Origin of the sequence: Silvimonas amylolytica (assembly GCF_014645555.1) — a bacterium.
Classification (GTDB): Bacteria; Pseudomonadota; Gammaproteobacteria; order Burkholderiales; family Chitinibacteraceae; genus Silvimonas; species Silvimonas amylolytica.
This window is the reverse complement of sequence record NZ_BMLY01000001.1, coordinates 335,576-354,327: the sequence shown is the minus strand read 5'-3', so window position 1 is coordinate 354,327 and position 18,752 is coordinate 335,576. Positions and strand designations below refer to the sequence as shown.

General features: G+C 55.9%; 19 protein-coding genes. All 19 read left to right on the top strand.

The annotated features are described in order from the left end of the window. The first annotated feature begins 12 nt into the window (after positions 1–12). The 19 genes from rpsB to IEX44_RS01510 all read left to right on the top strand — a co-directional run bounded on the left by rpsB (position 13) and on the right by IEX44_RS01510 (position 18,751). On the top strand, positions 13–732 hold the full coding sequence (gene rpsB / locus IEX44_RS01600; protein WP_188688037.1) for a 30S ribosomal protein S2: 720 nt from the start codon (positions 13–15) through the stop codon (positions 730–732). Between the two features lie 89 nt (positions 733–821). Further along, the gene (gene tsf / locus IEX44_RS01595) at positions 822–1,697 is read left to right on the top strand and encodes a translation elongation factor Ts (RefSeq protein ID WP_188688035.1); all 876 of its coding nucleotides are present in this window, start codon (positions 822–824) and stop codon (positions 1,695–1,697) included. A gap of 246 nt (positions 1,698–1,943) precedes the next feature. Then, positions 1,944–2,663, top strand: a complete 720-nt coding sequence (gene pyrH, locus IEX44_RS01590) for a UMP kinase (RefSeq protein WP_188688034.1) — start codon at positions 1,944–1,946, stop codon at positions 2,661–2,663. A gap of 125 nt (positions 2,664–2,788) precedes the next feature. Beyond that, on the top strand, positions 2,789–3,346 hold the full coding sequence (gene frr, locus IEX44_RS01585; protein ID WP_188688032.1) for a ribosome recycling factor: 558 nt from the start codon (positions 2,789–2,791) through the stop codon (positions 3,344–3,346). A 54-nt stretch (positions 3,347–3,400) separates the two neighbouring features. Next, positions 3,401–4,165 (top strand): polyprenyl diphosphate synthase, encoded by a 765-nt coding sequence (gene uppS / locus IEX44_RS01580; RefSeq protein WP_229678782.1) that lies wholly within the window; start codon positions 3,401–3,403, stop codon positions 4,163–4,165. Between the two features lies 1 nt (position 4,166). Continuing rightward, positions 4,167–4,973: a phosphatidate cytidylyltransferase gene (locus IEX44_RS01575; protein WP_188688028.1), complete on the top strand. Its 807-nt coding sequence runs from the start codon at positions 4,167–4,169 to the stop codon at positions 4,971–4,973. 55 nt (positions 4,974–5,028) lie between these two features. Then, a complete protein-coding gene (ispC, locus tag IEX44_RS01570) occupies positions 5,029–6,234 on the top strand; it encodes a 1-deoxy-D-xylulose-5-phosphate reductoisomerase (RefSeq protein ID WP_188688025.1) in 1,206 nt (401 codons plus the stop codon). A gap of 4 nt (positions 6,235–6,238) precedes the next feature. Beyond that, a complete protein-coding gene (rseP, locus tag IEX44_RS01565) occupies positions 6,239–7,588 on the top strand; it encodes an RIP metalloprotease RseP (RefSeq protein WP_188688023.1) in 1,350 nt (449 codons plus the stop codon). 26 nt (positions 7,589–7,614) lie between these two features. Then, positions 7,615–9,903, top strand: a complete 2,289-nt coding sequence (gene bamA, locus IEX44_RS01560) for an outer membrane protein assembly factor BamA (RefSeq protein ID WP_188688021.1) — start codon at positions 7,615–7,617, stop codon at positions 9,901–9,903. Between the two features lie 25 nt (positions 9,904–9,928). Beyond that, entirely contained in the window at positions 9,929–10,432 is a 504-nt protein-coding gene (locus IEX44_RS01555; protein ID WP_188688019.1) for an OmpH/Skp family outer membrane protein, read from the top strand. A gap of 11 nt (positions 10,433–10,443) precedes the next feature. After that, positions 10,444–11,478, top strand: a complete 1,035-nt coding sequence (lpxD, locus tag IEX44_RS01550; protein ID WP_229678684.1) for a UDP-3-O-(3-hydroxymyristoyl)glucosamine N-acyltransferase — start codon at positions 10,444–10,446, stop codon at positions 11,476–11,478. After that, positions 11,478–11,930 carry a 3-hydroxyacyl-ACP dehydratase FabZ gene (fabZ, locus tag IEX44_RS01545; RefSeq protein ID WP_229678683.1) on the top strand — a complete coding sequence of 151 codons (453 nt, stop codon included), beginning with the start codon at positions 11,478–11,480 and terminating at the stop codon, positions 11,928–11,930. Before lpxD ends, fabZ begins: the two co-directional genes overlap by 1 nt. A gap of 107 nt (positions 11,931–12,037) precedes the next feature. Next, the gene (lpxA, locus tag IEX44_RS01540) at positions 12,038–12,814 is read left to right on the top strand and encodes an acyl-ACP--UDP-N-acetylglucosamine O-acyltransferase (RefSeq protein WP_188688017.1); all 777 of its coding nucleotides are present in this window, start codon (positions 12,038–12,040) and stop codon (positions 12,812–12,814) included. Between the two features lie 59 nt (positions 12,815–12,873). Then, positions 12,874–14,052: a lipid-A-disaccharide synthase gene (gene lpxB / locus IEX44_RS01535; RefSeq protein ID WP_188688015.1), complete on the top strand. Its 1,179-nt coding sequence runs from the start codon at positions 12,874–12,876 to the stop codon at positions 14,050–14,052. A 2-nt stretch (positions 14,053–14,054) separates the two neighbouring features. Further along, positions 14,055–14,633 carry a ribonuclease HII gene (gene rnhB, locus IEX44_RS01530; RefSeq protein WP_188688013.1) on the top strand — a complete coding sequence of 193 codons (579 nt, stop codon included), beginning with the start codon at positions 14,055–14,057 and terminating at the stop codon, positions 14,631–14,633. Positions 14,634–14,836: 203 nt separating this feature from the next. Beyond that, complete coding sequence (gene motA, locus IEX44_RS01525; RefSeq protein ID WP_188688011.1) at positions 14,837–15,697, top strand: flagellar motor stator protein MotA; 861 nt, start codon at positions 14,837–14,839, stop codon at positions 15,695–15,697. A gap of 38 nt (positions 15,698–15,735) precedes the next feature. Then, positions 15,736–16,662: a flagellar motor protein MotB gene (motB, locus tag IEX44_RS01520; protein WP_188688009.1), complete on the top strand. Its 927-nt coding sequence runs from the start codon at positions 15,736–15,738 to the stop codon at positions 16,660–16,662. After that, a complete protein-coding gene (locus tag IEX44_RS01515) occupies positions 16,662–17,384 on the top strand; it encodes a class I SAM-dependent methyltransferase (protein WP_188688007.1) in 723 nt (240 codons plus the stop codon). Before motB ends, IEX44_RS01515 begins: the two co-directional genes overlap by 1 nt. Beyond that, positions 17,369–18,751: an HDOD domain-containing protein gene (locus IEX44_RS01510; RefSeq protein WP_188688005.1), complete on the top strand. Its 1,383-nt coding sequence runs from the start codon at positions 17,369–17,371 to the stop codon at positions 18,749–18,751. The genes IEX44_RS01515 and IEX44_RS01510 overlap by 16 nt, the downstream gene beginning before the upstream one ends. The last annotated feature ends 1 nt before the right edge of the window (position 18,752 follow it).

Genomic DNA, 18,752 nt, shown 5'->3' with positions numbered 1-18,752 from the left:
GAGTTTAGTATTATGTCTATCAGCATGCGTCAGATGCTCGAAGCGGGCGTCCACTTTGGTCACCAAACCCGTTACTGGCACCCCAAGATGGGCCAGTATATTTTCGGTGCACGCAACAAGATTCACATCATCAACCTGGAAAAGACCCTGCCGTTGTTCGAAGAGGCGCTGAAGTATGTGCGTCGTCTGTCGGCTAACAAGGGTACTGTCCTGTTTGTTGGTACCAAGCGTCAAGCGCGCGAAATCCTGGCTGAAGAAGCTCAGCGCGCTGGCATGCCGTTCGTTGATCACCGCTGGTTGGGCGGTATGCTGACGAACTTCAAGACCGTCAAGCAGTCCATCAAGCGTCTGGAAGATCTGACCGCTATTCTGGCTGATGAAAACAACGGCTACGGCAAGAAAGAACTGCTGGACATCAAGCGCGAAGTTGAAAAGCTCGAGCGCTCGCTGGGCGGCATCAAGGATATGAAGGGTCTGCCGGACGCGATTTTCGTGATCGACACTGGCTACCAGAAGGGTGCCATCGTTGAAGCCCAGAAGCTGGGCATTCCGGTGATCGGTGTTGTTGATACCAACAACAACCCGGAAGGCATCGACTACATCATCCCGGGTAACGATGACTCCTCCCGCGCTATCCGTCTGTACGCCCGTGGCGTGGCTGATGCCGTGCTGGAAGGTCGTAACCAGGCTGTGCAGGAAGTTGTGGAAGCTGCTGCTGAAGCGCAAGCGTAATTTCAGCTCGCTAGAATCTGCATGAAAAAGGGGCGTTGCGCCCCTTTTTCGCAAGTATCCAGTCACATTCGAATTTCAGGAGAATCACAATGGCGGAAATTACCGCAAAATTGGTCGGCGAACTGCGCGAACTGACCGGCATGGGCATGATGGAGTGCAAGAAGGCACTGGTTGAAGCGAACGGCGATATCAAGGCTGCTGAAGAAGCCCTGCGTATCAAGTCCGGCAACAAGGCCTCCAAGCTGGCTGGCCGTACCGCTGCTGAAGGTACCGTAGCTGCATTCATTTCCGCCGACAAAAAGCACGGCGCGCTGATCGAAGTGAACTGCGAAACCGACTTCGTGGGCAAGGATGCCAACTTCCTGGCGTTTGCTGCACTGGCTGTGAAGGCTGTTGCAGAATCGAACGTGACCGATGTTGAAGCCCTGGCCAACGTGACTGTTGATGGTGCCACCGTTGAAGAACACCGCAAGGCTGTGATCTCCAAGCTGGCAGAAAACATCACCCTGCGTCGTGCTGTGCGTTACGAAACCACCGGTCAACTGGCTGCTTACCTGCACGGCTCCAAGATTGGTGTTCTGGTTGCCCAGCAAGGTGGCGACGAACAACTGGGCAAGGACATTGCCATGCACATCGCCGCTTCCAAGCCGGTATGTGTATCCAAGGATCAGGTTCCGGCTGAGTTGCTGGAATCCGAGCGCAAGATCTACACCGCGCAAGCTGCTGAATCCGGCAAGCCGGCTGACATCGTTGCCAAGATGGTTGAAGGTCGCGTCACCAAGTACCTGGCTGAAGTAACCCTGCTGGGTCAACCGTTCGTAAAGAACCCTGACCAGACCGTTGAAAAGCTGCTGGCCGAGAACGGCGCCAAGGTTGACGCATTCACCATGTTCGTCGTTGGCGAAGGTATCGAGAAAAAGGTTGTGGACTACGCCGCTGAAGTGGCTGCCGCTGCCAAGGTCTGATATCCGTACCACGTTCGCCTTGCCATTGGCTGTGCTATAAAGGCTCAGACAAAGGTGCGGGCGGGCGTAACCGACGGCGTCTATGCTTGTCGGTAGCATCACACAACAACGCCGCGCGGCGACGCGCGGCGTTTGTTCGCCTGGTGTGTGCTTTGCCATGTTGTTAAAGCATTGCAAAGTGCATACTCCGGCTGGCCATGAGCCGGCCCGTCACCATCCTCAAGATACCTCACAAAAGGAACCCGAATGAGCCCCGATACCAAATACAAACGCATCTTGGTGAAACTGTCTGGTGAGGCCCTGATGGGTGAGGACAGCTACGGTATTAACCGTGTCACCATCGAGCGCATTGTCCAGGAAATCAAGGCTGTGGTTGATCTGGGCGTGCAGGTGGCCATCGTGATTGGTGGTGGCAATATTTTCCGCGGCGTAGCCCCGGCAGCGGCGGGCATGGATCGCGCAACAGCTGATTACATGGGCATGCTGGCGACGGTGATGAATGCGCTGGCCCTGCAAGATGCGATGCGCCATGCCGGCATCGTCAGTCGCGTGCAATCCGCGCTGACCATTCAACAGGTTGCCGAGCCCTATATCCGTGGCAAGGCCATTCGTTACCTGGAAGAAAACAAGGTCGTGATCTTTGGTGCCGGCACTGGCAACCCGTTCTTCACTACCGACACCGCCGCTGCCCTTCGCGGGATGGAAGTTGGCGCCGACATCGTGCTGAAGGCGACCAAGGTGGATGGTGTATACACCGACGATCCGAAGAAGAACCCCGATGCTGTGCGTTACCACACTGTCACATTCGACGAGGCCATTACCCGCAATCTCAAGGTGATGGATGCCACCGCATTTGCGCTCTGTCGTGACCAGAAGATGAATATCAGTGTGTTCAGCATCTTCAAGGCAGGTGCGCTCAAGCGTGTGGTGCTTGGGGAAGATGAAGGTACGCTGGTACACTGCTAAGTTACTTCGGGGCCAGACCCATTGTTTTTCGCCGGCTGCGGTGGTTGCGCGGCCGGTTTTTGATTTGGAGTGACTGACCGTATCCACTCCGGATAGTCTTCGTCACTCTTGATGAGGTTGAAATCATGATTGCTGACATAAAAAAAGATACCGAAACCCGGATGCAAAAAACCCTTGAGGCGTTGAAAACCGACCTCATGAAAGTGCGTACCGGCCGCGCCCATACTGGCTTGCTGGATCACATTCAGGTTGATTACTACGGTTCGCCGGTGCCGGTGAACCAGGTGGCCAACATTTCCTTGTCAGACGCGCGCACGATCAGCGTTCAGCCGTATGAAAAGACGATGGTTGGCAAGGTTGAAAAGGCTATTCGCGATTCGGATCTGGGGCTGAACCCGGCAACGAATGGTGATCAGATTCGTGTGCCTATGCCCATGCTGACTGAAGAGCGCCGTAAAGACCTGATCAAGGTTGTGCGTAACGAGGCAGAAGGTGCTCGCGTCTCTACCCGTAATATCCGTCGTGATGCCAACAACGATCTGAAGAACCTGTTGAAAGACAAGGAAATTTCTGAAGATGAAGATCGTCGTGGCCAGGACGAAGTCCAGAAGCTGACCGACAAGTACATCGCTGAAATCGACAAGGTTCTGGCGGAAAAAGAGAAGGAACTGCTGACTGTTTAAGTCTGCAGGGGCCGTGGTGGTTGTCGAGAGTCTTCGTAGAGGTGACGGGTGAGTATTTTTCGTAGTTCCACGCTGGATACACCGGATGAACAGTCCGGCATTCCCTGTCACGTTGCAATCATCATGGATGGCAACGGGCGCTGGGCCAAACAGCGCCTGATGCCGCGTGTTTTTGGTCACAAAAAAGGCGTTGATGCGCTCCGCGCAACCGTCAAGGCGTGCGACAAACTGGGCGTTAAATACCTGACCGTATTTGCGTTCAGTAGCGAGAACTGGCGCCGCCCGGCAGATGAAGTCTCTTTTCTGATGGGGTTGTTTCTCAAGGTCCTGCAATCTGAAGTGGATCGCATGCATGAGAATGGTATTCGCCTGAAAATTGTGGGCGATCGCAGCCACTTCGCACCAGAACTGGTGCAATGGATTGAATCTGCAGAAGCACGCACTGCCGGCAATACCGGTGTGACACTGTCTATTGCGGCGGACTACGGCGGTCGTTGGGATATCCTGCAGGCTACGGAGCTTATGCTCAAGGATCGCCCGGAGTTATTGGGTCAGCGGATTGAAGAATCCGATCTCGCGCCATACTTCGCCATGGCCTACGCGCCTGAGCCTGATCTGTTTATCCGCACTGGCGGCGAACGCCGCATCAGCAACTTCCTGTTGTGGCAACTGGCCTACGCTGAACTCTATTTCACAGACATGCTCTGGCCCGATTTCGATTTTGATGCCATGGCTGAGGCTGTCGCCTGGTATCAGGGGCGTGAACGCCGGTTCGGGCGCATTAGCGAACAATTGCATCCACAAAGCGCGGCGTCCTGAAATGCTGATTACCCGAGTTCTGACTGCACTGGTATTGATACCGCTGGTTTTGTGCGCGCTTTATTTGCTGCCACATTCCGGCTGGGTTGCATTTGCCGCGATCGTCACCGCATTGGGTGCGTGGGAGTGGGGCGGTTTGTGCAATTTGCCCCGTTTTGGACGCATTGGGTTGGGGGTGATTGTGGGGGCGCTTGTGTTCGCACTCGCGCCTGGTGAATTTTTTGTATTCCACCAGCCCTGGGTGTTGCCGGTACTTTCGGTTGCCGCAGCTTTCTGGCTCGTTGTCGCGCCACTGTGGCTGCGTTTTCGCTGGAGTTTACAAGGCACCGCACTCAAAGGCACGTTACCGGGCATCTTGTTGCTTGTTGCCGCAGGTATTGCGCTGGCGGCATTGAGGGCGCAGGCTGATGCATCCGGCCTGCTGGCGATTATGGTTGTGGCCTGGGTGGCCGATACGGCGGCCTATTTTTCCGGCAAGGCGTTTGGCAAGCATAAACTGGCGCCCGCTATCAGCCCGGGCAAGACGTGGGAAGGCGTGGCCGGTGCAATGGTCGCTGTCGGTATCTATGTCTTGGTGATGGGGCATCTCGTCGGTATCTCCTGGTGGAAGATGCTGTTGGCGGGTTGGTGCCTGACGGCGGTATCCATTGTTGGTGATTTGATGGAGTCGCTGTTCAAGCGTCAGGCTGGAATCAAAGACAGCAGTCAATTGCTGCCGGGACATGGCGGCGTACTTGACCGTGTGGATAGTCTGCTCGCATTGTTGCCGGTGGCTGCGCTGGCCTGGCCATGGCTGATGCAGGCTTGAGCGCGTACGCTATCTTGCCGATCCATATCGATAAAACGAATTTCGGGCAGTAACCATGAGCGCAATCCAAACGCTGACCGTGCTGGGCTCCACCGGCAGCATCGGTGTCAGTACCCTTGATGTGGTCGCCCGTCACGCAGACCAATTTCGCGTTTATGCGCTGACCGGCGCAACCCAGCTGGAGAAACTGGCAGAGCAATGCCGCCAGCACGCACCTCGTTATGCGGTTGTTCTGGACGACCAATCTGCTGAGACACTGCGTGGCCTGCTTAAACAGACCGGGTGCCAGACAGAGGTGCTTTGTGGTGAAGCTGCGCTGGAACAGGTTTCTGTTGCGCCGGAAGTCACCATGGTTATGGCGGCCATTGTCGGTGCGGCCGGTATGCGCCCAACGCTGGCTGCGGCCAGAGCCGCCAAGCGCGTGCTGCTGGCCAATAAAGAAACACTGGTGCTGGCTGGCAAACTGTTCATGGATGCGGTGAATGCCAGCGGCGCAGAGTTGTTGCCGATTGATAGCGAACATAATGCGATCTTTCAGGTGTTGCCTCGTGCGCATCGTGAACACCCCTATCGCGGCACGCTGGCTCAGGCCGGGGTTAAACGCATTCTGCTGACTGCTTCGGGCGGCCCGTTTCGGACTCGCTCACTGGAAACATTGGCCAATGTCACGCCAGAAGAGGCCGTAAAGCATCCTAACTGGTCTATGGGTCGGAAAATTTCGGTCGACTCGGCCACCATGATGAATAAAGGGCTTGAGGTCATTGAGGCGCATTGGTTGTTCAATGCCGCGCCAGATGAAATCACTGTGGTGGTACACCCCCAGAGCATCATTCATTCCATGGTTGAATACGCGGATGGCTCGGTGCTGGCACAACTGGGTACGCCAGATATGCGCACGCCGATTGCTTATGGCTTGTCTTACCCGCAACGCGTTGAATCTGGCGTGAAGTCGCTCGATCTTTTTAGTGTTGGCCGTCTGGATTTCGAGGCGCCAGACCTGGTTCGCACGCCTTGCCTGCGTCTTGCATTTGAAGCGCTTCGCGCCGAGGGTGCGGCGACCGCTGTGCTGAATGCCGCCAATGAAGTCGCGGTGGCTGCCTTCCTTGATCGTCAATTGGGTTACACGCAGATTCCGGTGCTGATTGAAGAGGTGCTGGCGACATGCGTGGGTGACTGTAAATCCGACTCGCTCGACGCCCTGCAGCAGGCCGATGCACTGGCAAGGTTGACCGCACAGCGCTGGCTGGCGTCCCAAAGCTGACGCCATGAGCGTACTGATCTCCGTGCTGGCCTTCGTGGTGACGATAGGCATTCTGGTGACCTTCCACGAGTTGGGTCATTACTGGGTAGCCAAGCGTTGTGGCATCAAGGTGCTCACGTTTTCCATTGGTTTTGGCAAAAAGCTGGTGTCCTGGCAGCGTGGCGAAACCACCTGGCAACTTGCCGCCATTCCATTGGGTGGCTATGTTCGCATGCTCGATGAACGGGAGCGTCCGGTTGAGCCTGAAGATCTGCCACGTTCATTCAATCAACAACATCCACTAAAGAAAATGGCAGTCGCCGCAGCGGGGCCGGTGGCCAACCTTTTGCTGGCCTTGCTGTTCTATTGGGTGTTGTTTGTCTGTGGTGTCACCACGCTCAAGCCTGTTATTGCCGATGTGATGACGGGGTCTCCTGCACAACAGATTGGCTTGCGTGCGGGTGACCGCATTGATGCGATTGGCCATCGTCCGGTGAGCACCTGGGATGACCTTGCAGAGAACCTGATCGATTCCGCCAGCAAACGCGAACCATTTGAAATTGCGGTGCACAGCCAGGCCGGTGATGTCACTTTGCAGGTTGACCCTGCAAGAACCAGTCTGGGCGAAATTGATGCAAACCTGATTGACCGGTTTGGTATCTCTCCGTTGCCCATTACTGCAGTGATCGGGCAGGTGGCGCCTGATAGTGCGGCGGCGCATGCGGACATCAAGGCAGGTGATCGCGTTGTGCAGCTGAACGGCAAGCCGCTGCAAAGCTGGAGCGCATTGCAGCAAGCTGTGGCGCGTTATCCGGTTGTGCCAGTGCAATTGGTGCTGGATCGGCATGGAGAGCAGATCAGCAAAACTGTGACGCCACATGAAGTTGTCGTCAAAGGGCAGCATATCGGCCAGTTGGGATTGGCGCCCAGGCTTGATGAGGCTCGCTGGAAAGCGCAACAAATGCAGTTGCAGTACGGGCCGGTTGAAGCGATCGGCGCGGCTGGGGGTAAGGTTGTCGATACGGTCAAATTCATCTTGCAGATGTTTGGCCGGATGATTGTGGGCCACGTCTCTGTCAAACAGATTGGCGGGCCGGTCACACTGGCGGATCTGGCGGGCCGTTCCGCCGAAATGGGCTTGTTGCCCTTTATTGAAAATCTGGCGCGGATCAGTCTTTCTCTGGCTGTTCTTAACCTGCTTCCCGTGCCGCTGCTGGATGGCGGCCATTTGATGTATCATACCGCCGAACTGGTGACCGGACGGCCGGTCCCTGAGCGGGTACAAGCGTTTGGCATGCGGTTGGGCCTTGCGTTTATTGCCGGGTTAATGGCGCTAGCGCTATATAACGATTTCTTCCGACTTATCTCTGGCTGAGTACTGCCAGTTTCCGATCCGACACAATGAAATTAAAACCGCTTTCCTTGATGCTTGGCGCAGCATTGTCTTTCAGTGCACTTCCTGTCTGGGCCATCGATGCTTTTGTGGTGAAGGATATCCGGGTAGAGGGCCTGCAGCGCACTGACGCCGGCACGGTCTTCAACTATCTGCCTGTAAAGGTAGGCGAGAGCCTGGATGACGATAAGGCGCAGCAGGCCATCAAGGCTCTGTATGCAACCGGCTTTTTCAACGATGTGCGTCTGGAGCGCAGCGGTGATGTGCTGATCGTGACGGTGGACGAACGTCCGACCATTGCCCAGATCAACATCAACGGTGCCAAGCTGCTGGATAAAGACCAGATCAAGACCGCACTCAAGAGCCAGAACTTTGCGGAAGGTCGCATCTTCGATCAGGGCGTGCTTGATGCCGCCGTGCAAGAACTGAAACAGCAGTATTACTCGCGCGGTCGTTACTCCCTGCAAATCAAGACATCGACAACGCGCCTTGAGCGTAATCGTGTTGGTGTCCAGTTTGATATCTCTGAAGGCGCTACGGCGGTGATCCAGCAGGTTAACCTGGTGGGCGCGAACGTCTTCAAGGAAAGCAAGCTGCTGGATGAAATGAGCATGTCCACGCCGGGCTGGTTCAGCTGGTACACGCGTGACGATCAGTACTCGCGCCAGAAAATGACCGCTGACCTGGAAACCTTGCGTTCGTATTACATGGACCGCGGTTATCTGGAGTTCAACATTGACTCGACCCAGGTGGCCATTGGTGAAGACAAGGAAAGCGTCTTCCTGACGATCAACTTGACCGAGGGTCCGCAATATACCGTCAGTGACGTCAAGTTTGCTGGCGAAAGCACGCTGACCCAGGCCGAGCTGGAAAAAATCGTTAACATCAAGCCGGGCGAGATCTTCAATCGCTCCAAAATCACCAAGGCTACGACGACCATTTCCGGCAAGCTCGGGAATGATGGTTATGCGTTTGCCAACGTGAATGCCGTACCGGAAGTCGACAAGGTGAATCACACCGTGTCGTTCACGTTCTATGTTGATCCGGGTCGCAAGGTATACGTGCGTAATATCAACATCACCGGCAACTCCATGACGCGTGATGAAGTGGTACGCCGCGAATTGCGTCAGCTTGAATCCGCACAATACGATGCCTCCAAGGTTGATCGTTCCAAGCAACGCTTGAACCAGCTGGATTATTTCCAGGAAGTCACCATTGATACGCCGCCCGTTCCGGAGTCTCCGGACCAGGTAGACATGAACGTCAAAGTGACCGAGAAAAAGACCGGCCAGTTCAATATCGGTGCGGGTTATGGTCAATCCGAAGGCGTTGTGTTGATCGCGTCGGTATCGCAAACCAACTTCCTGGGTAGCGGCAAGGCGTTCTCTGCAGAATTCAACAATAGCTCAGCCCAGCGCGTGTACTCGCTGGGTCTGAGCGACCCGTACGCGACGCCGGATGGCATCTCGATGGGTTGGAACTTCTATAAACGCGACACAGACCCCTCATACAACAGCCTGGGTAACTACACCACCAGCGGGTGGGGTGGTGCGCTGAACTTTGGTTTGCCGGTGACTGAGTTCAACTCGGTGGGCATGGGCCTGGCTTATGACAACCTCGAGATCATCACCAACAGCAATACGCCGAAGTATGTGAACGAGTTCGTGAACGAATACGGTTCCAAAACCGGGACATTCAGCGTCAACATGAAATTCGGCCGCGATACGCGTGATAGCGCATCGTATCCGACACGGGGCTGGAACTTCAGCACCTCGGCCGAAGCGGCGATTCCGTCATCTGATCTGAAGTACTATCGCCTCGGTGCGACCAGTCAGTACTGGATTCCGTTTGGCGATGAAGGCACAGCGCTGGAATGGAACCTGCAAGGCGGGTATGGTGGCACCTATGGCAACTCGACCTATCCGTTCTTCAAGAATTACTACGCGGGTGGTGTGAATTCGGTACGTGGCTTTGCCTACGGTACAATTGGTCCAAAGGATGAGAACGGTGACGGCATGGGTGGTAATCGCATGCTGACCAATAGTCTGGAACTGTTCTTCCCGATGCCGGGCCTGAAGAATGACAAGAGCACGCGTTTGTCGCTGTTCCTGGATTCCGGTCTTGTGCGCGGTCCGACGGATGATGTGCCTGCCGGTACGCTGCGTTATTCCACTGGCGCGTCGTTCTCCTGGGTTTCCCCAATTGGCCCGTTGAAATTCTCGCTGGCCAAGGCGCTCAAGAAAGACGAGTCCGACAAGATGGAATCCTTCCAGTTCCAGATCGGGAATATCTTCTGATTTCGGGTTTGAACGAGGTTAAAGCATGAAATTTGCACGACTGCCTGGTATCTTTCTGTGTGTTTTGCTCCTGGCTTGCGGCGTGGCCCGCGCGGCCGACCCTGCGCTGAAGATTGGTTTTGTAGACGTTGACCGCATCCTGCGTGATTCGGCCCCGGCGCAGCGCGCGACCAAGCGCCTGGAGAAAGAGTTCGAAGGCCGTCGTGCTGACGTGCAAAAAATCGCTGATCAAGGCAAGTCGTTGCAACTGGTACTTGATAAAGGGGGCTTGACCGACGCGGACCGCAAAGACAAAGAGCGTCAACTGGTCAAGCTCAACCTGGACTACCAGCGCATGTCGCGTGAACTCAACGAAGATCTGAATTCACGCCGCAACGAAGAATTGGCCGGCATTCAGGAGCGCGTCAATAATGCTGTGCAGCAGATCGCCAATACCGAGAAATTTGATCTGATCCTGCAGGAAGCGGCTTTCCACAGCCCGCGTATCGATATTACCGACAAGGTGCTCAAGGCCTTGGCAGACAAGTAAGTGATCTGATGATGCGTTTGTCCCAACTCGTAGAAAAACTGGGTGGTGAGCTGCATGGTGCCGATGCTGAAGTCACTCGTGTGTCTTCGCTGGATGGCGCCACGCCGGACGCGCTGACGTTTCTGACCAATCCCAGGTTCAAGAACTTGCTGGTGGATTGCAAAGCCGCTTGCGTGCTGCTCAAGGCTGCGGATGCGCAAGACGTGACCGTGCCGCATATCGTCACCGATAACCCTTACCTTTACTATGCGCGTGCTGCGGCGCTGTTGCATCCCGCTCCGGCGGTGCGCGCGGGCATTCACCCGGCCGCATATGTTGATGCGACCGCTGTGGTGGCCGCTGACGCTGAAGTTGGTCCGGGCGCGACGGTGTGTGCTGGTGCGGTGATTGGTGCCGGCGCTGTCATCATGCCGCAGGCCTATGTGGGCGAGCGTGCCCAGGTTGGTGCGGGTGCACGCATGTATCCGCAATCGTGCCTCATGGCCGAGTGCATCATTGGCGAGCGGGTTATTTTGCATCCGGGTGCAGTCATTGGCGCAGACGGATTTGGAAATGCCTGGGCCGATGACCATTGGGAAAAAATTCCGCAACTGGGCCGTGCCATTATTGGTGATGATGTCGAGATTGGCGCGAATACCACCATTGATCGCGGCGCACTGGAAGACACCATTGTCGCTAACGGTGCCCGCATCGATAACCTGATCATGATTGGTCACAACTGCCAGATCGGTGAACACGCCGCCATGGCATCGTGTGTGGGCATTGCTGGCTCAACACGAATTGGCGCGCGTTGCCAGATTGGCGGCGCGGCCATGATTGGCGGTCACCTGGATATTGCAGACGGCACGATCATTCTGGCGGCCACTGCAGTAACCAAAAGCATACGTGAGCCCGGCGTCTACGGCGGCCCCATCCCGGCAGCCCCGCAAGACCAGTGGGCAAAAAATGCCGTGCATCTACGGCGCCTTGAAGTCACGAACAACAAGGTCAAACAACTCGAGAAACAGGTCGCCGCCTTGCTGGCGCGCGACACGCAGGAGGAATAATGAGCGAGACGATGGATATCAACGATATCGTCAAGTATCTGCCGCACCGATACCCGTTTTTGCTGGTTGACCGCGTGGTCGAACTGGAATTGGGCAAGTCGATCAAGGCAATCAAGAATGTGACTATCAATGAACCATTCTTCCAGGGGCACTTTCCGGGGTACCCGGTCATGCCCGGTGTGCTGATTATGGAAGCGCTGGCACAAGCTGCTGGCGTGCTCTCGTTCAAGTCTGAAGGTCGCATGCCTTCTGATGGCACATTGTATTTCTTTGCCGGTATTGATAATGCCCGCTTCAAGCGCCAGGTGTTGCCAGGTGATCAACTGACATTGTGCGTCGAGATGGTGGCCCAGAAACGCGGTATCTACAAATATCAGGCCAAGGCTTACGTGGGTGATGAACTCGCGGCAGAAGCTGATCTGATGTGTGCAGAGCGCAAGGTCAACAAATAAGTATTGCAACGTTCACTAGCCAGCGCCACGGGCGTGGTTAGTGAAGACGGGCGGTTATGTACCGGCGGGCATCAGGCCCGCCAGAATTTTTTCCAGGATCGACGGATATGGCAAACATCCATCCGACAGCGGTAGTAGACCCCAAGGCAAAATTGCATGACAGCGTCACAGTCGGCCCCTATGCCGTCATCGGGCCGGATGTCACGATCGGGGCTGACACCGTGGTCGATGCGCATGTGGTCATTTCTGGTGTGACGAGTATTGGTGAACGTAACAAGTTTTACTCATTCGGTAGTATTGGTTGCGATCCGCAAGACAAGAAATATAAAAGCGAACCGACACGTCTTGTGATTGGCGACGGTAATTCGTTTTTCCAGAATGTGACGGTGTCCACCGGGACGATCCAGGATGAAGGACTGACCCGTATTGGTGACAACAACTGGATCATGGCTTATGTGCATATTGCGCACGATTGCCGGATCGGTAGTGACACCATTTTCGCCAACAACGTGACGTTGGCTGGGCACGTTTTCGTGGACGACGGCGCGTTCCTGGGCGGATTTACCACGGTGCACCAGTTCTGCAAGATCGGCGCCTATGCCATGTCGGCGTTTACCGCTGCGATCTCGCAGGATGTGCCGCCATTTATTGTGGCGGCAGGCAATCGGGCCAAACCGGCAGGCGTACACAGTGAGGGCATGCGCCGTCACGGGTTTACCGCTGAACAGATTGCCCAAATCAAAAAGGCTTACCGTGTGTTATACCGTCAGAGCCTGCCACTGGAAGAGTCTCTCGTCGCGCTGGATGCACTGGCGGCAGAATCCGCAGAGGTCGCACGGTTTGCTGGTTTTGTACGTGGCAGCGAACGCGGCATTATCCGCTAAGCATGTAATTTGCTCGTCCCTGGCCCTTTTCCAACCCTAATCCAGATACAGTTGAGCCGATGATTGATCGACTCTTTCCCCAGACCGGTACCGGTCCGCGTATTGCCATTGTTGCGGGTGAAGCCTCGGGCGATTTGCTCGGCGCGCAATTGATCGAAGCGCTACAGCGTGCGATCCCGGACGCGCGCTTTTCCGGCATTGCCGGCCCCAAAATGAAGGCCCTGGGTGCACATTCTGTTGTGCCTATGGAAAAGCTGGCCGTGCGCGGTTACGTCGAAGTGATCCGTCATTTGCCGGAGCTTTTGCGCATACGGCGTGAGCTTAAGCAGGCCATTGTGCGTGAACGGCCTGATCTTGTGATCGGTATTGATGCGCCGGACTTCAACCTGGGCCTGGAAGCAACGGCCAAAGCCGCCGGCATTACCACCATTCATTACGTCAGCCCGTCAATCTGGGCCTGGCGCAGTGAACGCTTGAAGAAGATCGGCAAAGCGGTTTCGCACGTTTTGCTGCTGTTCCCGTTTGAAGAGCCCTTGTACCGGCAGGCTGGTATCCCGGCGACTTATGTCGGACATCCGCTGGCGGACATGTTCCCGGTTGAACCCAATCGCGAGCTTTATCGTGAGCAATTGGGGGTTAGCGAGAAGGCGCTGGCCTTTGCCATGTTGCCGGGTTCGCGGCAGAGCGAACTTGAACTGCACGCCACGCTGTTTATCGAAGCCGCCAAACAACTGGCCGAGCGTTATCCCCATGCCGTATTTCTGGTGCCGTTCATTACACGGGAAACGCGAGACATGTTCGAGCGGCGTATGTGGCAACTGGAAGCGCAGGAACTGCCATTCCGGCTGATGTTCGGCCATGCACATGATGCGATGCTGGCATCCGATGCCATTATCGTGGCTTCCGGTACTGCTGCGCTGGAAGCCATGTTGGCCAAGCGTCCGCTGGTTGTGACCTACAAGCTCTCCAATTTGACCTATCGCATGGTCAAAAAGAAGATCAAAACCCCTTACGTTAGTCTGCCCAACGCATTGGCCGGTGGTTTTGTCGTGCCTGAACTGTTGCAGCACGATGCGACCGTAGAAAACCTGGTCCAGGCGGTCACCAATATGGTTGACGACAAGCGATTTGGTGCGCGCCTGAATGCATGCTTCACTGATTTTCATGAGCAATTGCGCTGTAACGCGGCTGAGCGTGCAGCACAGGCCGTACTGGCCCTGTTGAACAAGCGGAGATAACCATGCTGGTATGCGGAGTCGATGAAGCAGGGCGCGGCCCACTGGCGGGTTCCGTTTACGCTGCAGCGGTGATCCTGCCGGATGAGCACGGTCTCATCGGGCTGGACGACTCCAAAAAGCTGACCGAAGCCGCACGTGAACGTTTGTTCCCGCAAATTCAGGAACGGGCGCTCGCGTGGTCCATTGCTTTTGCGACCCATGCAGAAATTGACCAGATCAACATCCTGCAGGCCACCATGCTGGCCATGCAGCGGGCGGTTGCAGGTTTGCAGACCATTCCGCACAAAGCGCTCATTGATGGCAATCGCGCACCCAAACTCACGTGCGAAGTTGAAACCGTGGTGGGTGGCGACGCATTGCATGCCTGTATTTCTGCAGCTTCCATTCTGGCGAAAGTGGCGCGTGATCGCGAAGTGTCAGAATATGAACTCCAGTGGCCCGGCTACGGTTTTGCCAAGCACAAAGGCTATCCTACTGTAGCGCATCTGGCGGCTTTGAAAGCCCTCGGACCATGCCCCGTGCATCGTATGAGTTTCGGTCCGGTGCGTCAGGCCGTGGCACAAATGCCGCTTTGGGATTGACTGCCTGTTGTCGCCTCCGGGTACTGCAACTAAACTGCCGTACGGGAGGCGTATTCATAATGAATATTCCGGCGGCATCCGGAGTCTGGCAATGAGGCCAGTCAACACATACGCTGATTAAGAATATGGGTGTCGGCACCAAGCCGATACCAGAGTGATGCTCCCTCCAATAACAGAGCTGTAATACCGGGAAAACACGGCGCATGTTTGTCATTATTGGTTACATCTTCATGGTCGCTTGTATTTTCGGCGCCTACGCGGTGCACGGCGGCGAACTGGCCGTGCTGTGGCAACCCACGGAAATCGTCATCATTTTTGGTGGCGGTATCGGCGCACTGATTGTTGGCTATGGCGGCAAGCCCATGAAAGCCACGCTCAAGGCTGCGCCTTCGATTTTCAAAGGGTCGCCATACAACAAAAATTTCTTCATGGATTTGTTTGCGCTGCAATTCGAAATTCTGACCAAAATCCGCAAGGAAGGTCTGATGTCGATTGAAGCAGATGTGGATGACCCGCACAGTAGTGCCGTCTTCAGCAAATACCCCAAGGTGGCCCACGATCATCACCTGATCGAATTCATGACCGACTACCTGCGATTGATGGTCGGCGGCAACCTGAATGCGTTTGAAATTGAAAATCTGATGGATGTGGAAATCGACACCCATCACCATGAGGCTGCAGTACCTTCTACCGTGATCTCCAAGCTGGCCGACGGCCTGCCCGCGTTCGGTATCGTGGCGGCGGTGATGGGGGTGGTGCACACCATGGGTTCCTTGCATTTGCCCCCCTCTGAGTTGGGCAAGCTGATTGGCGCCGCGCTGGTCGGTACCTTTATGGGTATTTTGCTGGCCTACGGTTTTGTGGGGCCGATTGCCTCCGTACTGGAAGCGCGTGCCGCCGCCGCGACCCAAGCCTTCAATGCTGTCAAAACCACGTTGCTGGCCAGTCTGAACGGCTATGCGCCGCAAGTGGCAGTGGAGTTCGGCCGCAAAGCTGTTGAGAGCACTGAACGCCCCAGCTTCAAGGAACTGGAAGATTACGTGAAGAACGCCAAGGGCAAATAAACCCGCACCGTTCCTGACGATTAAAACGAGCATATGCGATGAGCGACGACTCCCAGCGCCCCATAGTGGTCAAGCGCATCAAGAAGGGCGGGCATGGGCACCATGGCGGCGCCTGGAAGATTGCTTACGCCGATTTTATGACCGCCATGATGGCGTTCTTTCTGCTGATGTGGCTCTTGGGTTCGGTATCCAAGGGCAACCTCAAGGGGATTGCCGATTACTTTTCTAACCCGCTCAAAATTGCGCGCCGTGGTGGCGAAGGCGCGGGTGATGCTGACTCGCTGATCAAGGGTGGTGGCAAGGATCTGACCCAGCAAGTTGGCCAGATGAAAAAAGGCGCGGTTCAGGAAGATGAGCAGGCCAAAGATCGCCGTCGCCTCAGTGAGTTGAAAAAGAAGTTTGAAGCGCTGATGGAAGACAAGGCCAAGAGCAACAGCAAGCTGGCGCAGTACAAGAAGCAGCTCAAACTGGACATGGTGGCCGAAGGCTTGCGTATCCAGATCGTTGATGATCAGAACCGTCCGATGTTCAAGTCCGGCAGCAGCGAACTCGAACCCTATGCCAAGGACATCCTCGACGAGATCGGTAAACTCCTGAATGACGTGCCCAATGATCTCTCGCTCTCCGGGCATACCGATGCGCAACAATTTGCCTCTGGTCAGCGAGGATATTCCAACTGGGAGCTTTCATCCGATCGTGCCAATGCGTCGCGTCGCGAGCTCTTGTCGGGTGGTGGTTTGTCTACGGAAAAGATCTTGCGTGTGAACGGGTTTGCAGATCAGGTACCGCTGGATACCACCAATATTTACGCCCCGGTGAACCGCCGGATCAGCATTGTGGTGCTGAACAAAGAAGCTGAATCCGAAATCCGCCGTCAGGCCGGGATTGATCAGGAAGCCAATGCCATTCCCGCTTCGGAAGTCGCTTCCAAAGTTGCTGGCAAGGTGGCCTCCGGGTCCAATTGATGTCTCAGCCACTGCGCTTTGTTTTGTTGCAGTTACTGGCGGTGGCCGCGATGGCCGGGTTCTGGGTGGTTGCGCCGCAAAGCCCGGTGTGGCAACTGGTACTGGCTGGCGGGATTCTGGCCGCGACAGTTGCCTGGTTCTGGCATGACGGCCGCTGGTGGAGTCTCATCCACTTGTGTTTTCCCGCTGCGGTACTCATTGCCTTAAGCTGGCAAGTGCCATCGTGGCTCTGGCTGGTGGCGTTTGTCGTGTTGTTTCTGTTCTCCGCAGGGGCCATCCAGAGCCGGGTGCCTTTGTATTTGAGCAACCAGCGTACGCTGGCCTTGCTGTCCCGGGAAATCCCGCCCAATGCACACCTGATCGATCTTGGCGCGGGTACGGGCACGGTACTGGCCTGGCTCAGAAAATACCGGCCAGATGTCACTACGGCCGGTGTAGAAACCGCCTTGCTGCCCTGGTTGATTGGCCGTTGCCGGTTGGGCGGACATGCCGACTGGCGGCGGGACGATGCATTTGCCCAGAATCTGGCCACGTTTGATGTGGTCTATGCTTATTTGTCACCTGAACCGATGCCACGCTTATGGCAAAAGGTTCAGGCAGAATGCCGGCCCGGTTGTCGGCTTATCAGCAACAGCTTTGGCGTGCCCGGACACAATCCGGACAAGACCATTGAAATTGACGACTGGAAACACAGCAAGCTTCTGATATGGCAGTCAATCTAGCACCCTCATTTGCACCCTGGATCGCAGAGTGGACCAACCGGCCACTGCCCATGCTGCAAGCCAGCAAGGACTTGCTGATGCCTATGCTGCGTCGGCCGGATCGCGTGCGACCTGTGGATCTGGTCGATATTGTCCTGCGTGACCCGTTGCTGACAGCGCAGGTGCTGCGAACGGTGAACCATCGGGAGCGGACTAGTTTGTCCGCCGATGTTGTCTCGGTTGAAAATTGTGTGGCGCTGTATGGCATTGGCCCCTTTCTTGAGCGTTTCGCCAATGGGCCGGTGGCTGAGGCCAGCTTGTTGCCTGATCATCCGCAGGGCGTGGCTGAATTACATTCAGCGGTCACCAGCTTGCGTTTTGCTGCGCGTTTGACCCGCGAGTACGCCACGCAGCGTTTTGATGCCAAGCTCGATGAGATCTTTATTGCTGCCGTATTGTCTGGTTTGCCGACGCTACTCAACATTCTGGGGCAGGGTAAAGCACGGACTGCGCAGGCCGAATCTGCTGCGCATGACATGCTGGTGGCCTGGCATTTCCCTGAACCGTTGATTCAGTTGCAAGCAGGCAGCGCGGTCGAAACACCACGTCAGGCGCTACAGGTGGCAGTGCTCAAGATGGCCCGCGCGCTGGACCACGGTTGGTGGCAGCCAGAAATCGAAATGGCCCTCCAGGTGATTTCTGGCGTACTGCAGGCTTCGACAGATGAGTGCTGGAATATCGCGACCACTGCGATCCTGAAATTTGTTCGCAAAGAAACTGCCCGGTCTGGTCGGCTGCAAGCCGCCTATGCTTTGCCGATGTTGCCGGGCCCGTGGGAGCCCGTGGCCGCCCCGGAACCCGAAGCACCGCCCGCACCAACCACCAATCTGTTTGCTGAACGTCTGCATGCGCTCAATACCGCAGTGCGAGAAGGTGCCAATGCCTCGCAGTTGATCGAACTGGCGTTGCGTGTGTTTACCGAAGGCATGCAGATCCAGCGGGCCGCTTTTATGGTTTATTCCGCCGCAGACAATATCTTGCGTGTCCGTTTTGTGCAAAGTCCGGACGAGCAGGACCGCCTGCGCGACTTCGCCTTGCCCATGGATAACGTCCACCTGTTTGCCCGGCTAATGACCAAGCCTCAAGCTGTCTGGCTGAACGAACACACCCGCAATAATCTGCAAAAGTTGTTGCCAGGCACCTGGCTGCAGCGCTTTGGCGCAGGTGATTTCTGTGCGATGTCCATTTTCATGGGCGAACGCCCGGTGGGACTGTTTGTCGGACAACGCACCTCGCTTAAAGCGCTGGATGAAACAACCTTTACCCAGTTCAAACAGGTTTGCCTGCTGGTCAGCCGCGCGCTGGCCGAGCGCAATAACCGCGCCTGAT

Excerpts from the sequence above, each read along its gene's own strand:
- rpsB (WP_188688037.1), top strand. The coding sequence starts at position 13 with ATGTCTATCAGCATGCGTCAGATGCTCGAAGCGGGCGTCCACTTTGGT.
- tsf (WP_188688035.1), top strand. The coding sequence starts at position 822 with ATGGCGGAAATTACCGCAAAATTGGTCGGCGAACTGCGCGAACTGACC.
- pyrH (WP_188688034.1), top strand. The coding sequence starts at position 1,944 with ATGAGCCCCGATACCAAATACAAACGCATCTTGGTGAAACTGTCTGGT.
- frr (WP_188688032.1), top strand. The coding sequence starts at position 2,789 with ATGATTGCTGACATAAAAAAAGATACCGAAACCCGGATGCAAAAAACC.
- IEX44_RS01575 (WP_188688028.1), top strand. The coding sequence starts at position 4,167 with ATGCTGATTACCCGAGTTCTGACTGCACTGGTATTGATACCGCTGGTT.
- ispC (WP_188688025.1), top strand. The coding sequence starts at position 5,029 with ATGAGCGCAATCCAAACGCTGACCGTGCTGGGCTCCACCGGCAGCATC.
- rseP (WP_188688023.1), top strand. The coding sequence starts at position 6,239 with ATGAGCGTACTGATCTCCGTGCTGGCCTTCGTGGTGACGATAGGCATT.
- bamA (WP_188688021.1), top strand. The coding sequence starts at position 7,615 with ATGAAATTAAAACCGCTTTCCTTGATGCTTGGCGCAGCATTGTCTTTC.
- IEX44_RS01555 (WP_188688019.1), top strand. The coding sequence starts at position 9,929 with ATGAAATTTGCACGACTGCCTGGTATCTTTCTGTGTGTTTTGCTCCTG.
- lpxD (WP_229678684.1), top strand. The coding sequence starts at position 10,444 with ATGCGTTTGTCCCAACTCGTAGAAAAACTGGGTGGTGAGCTGCATGGT.
- fabZ (WP_229678683.1), top strand. The coding sequence starts at position 11,478 with ATGAGCGAGACGATGGATATCAACGATATCGTCAAGTATCTGCCGCAC.
- lpxA (WP_188688017.1), top strand. The coding sequence starts at position 12,038 with ATGGCAAACATCCATCCGACAGCGGTAGTAGACCCCAAGGCAAAATTG.
- lpxB (WP_188688015.1), top strand. The coding sequence starts at position 12,874 with ATGATTGATCGACTCTTTCCCCAGACCGGTACCGGTCCGCGTATTGCC.
- rnhB (WP_188688013.1), top strand. The coding sequence starts at position 14,055 with ATGCTGGTATGCGGAGTCGATGAAGCAGGGCGCGGCCCACTGGCGGGT.
- motA (WP_188688011.1), top strand. The coding sequence starts at position 14,837 with ATGTTTGTCATTATTGGTTACATCTTCATGGTCGCTTGTATTTTCGGC.
- motB (WP_188688009.1), top strand. The coding sequence starts at position 15,736 with ATGAGCGACGACTCCCAGCGCCCCATAGTGGTCAAGCGCATCAAGAAG.
- IEX44_RS01515 (WP_188688007.1), top strand. The coding sequence starts at position 16,662 with ATGTCTCAGCCACTGCGCTTTGTTTTGTTGCAGTTACTGGCGGTGGCC.
- IEX44_RS01510 (WP_188688005.1), top strand. The coding sequence starts at position 17,369 with ATGGCAGTCAATCTAGCACCCTCATTTGCACCCTGGATCGCAGAGTGG.